Genomic DNA, 315 nt, shown 5'->3' with positions numbered 1-315 from the left:
TTATTGGGAGCACGCATTATGAGGAGCTGGATGCAGCCACTGCTGCCCGCCTGGGTTTGGGGACAGTTCCTTCACGGAATCCATTCCTGAATCTACGGAACACAACCTTCATGTGTCTCATACGGCCGGTTCCGGTGGTGCTGCGCCTCTTGGCCTTGGCACTCCAGTTATACTTTCTTTTGCGCTTGGCAGGGTACCCGCACTTGCCGCATGTAGACTTCTGCAGGTGATAGGCTTTGGAGCCGCAGCGGCGGCACAGAGTGTGCGTCTTATTGCGCCGCTTTCCAAAAGACGACGTACCCTTCGTCATCTTTT

The 315-nt window shown here is 55.2% G+C and carries 1 protein-coding gene; it reads right to left on the bottom strand.

Going from position 1 to position 315, the window contains the following annotated elements:
* Positions 1 to 16: 16 nt before the first annotated feature.
* The gene (locus GFJ41_RS21360) at positions 17 to 310 is read right to left on the bottom strand and encodes a 60S ribosomal protein L37 (protein ID WP_112777999.1); all 294 of its coding nucleotides are present in this window, start codon (positions 308 to 310) and stop codon (positions 17 to 19) included.
* Positions 311 to 315: the final 5 nt, after the last annotated feature.

This window comes from Paraclostridium dentum, from assembly GCF_012922555.1.
Lineage (GTDB): Bacteria > Bacillota > Clostridia > Peptostreptococcales > Peptostreptococcaceae > Paraclostridium > Paraclostridium dentum.
Note: the sequence above shows the minus strand (reverse complement) of the source record. Positions and strands in the feature narration are given on the sequence as shown.

Bases quoted from the DNA above. Each gene is read 5' to 3' on its own strand.
- GFJ41_RS21360 (WP_112777999.1), bottom strand. From the start codon at position 310: ATGACGAAGGGTACGTCGTCTTTTGGAAAGCGGCGCAATAAGACGCAC.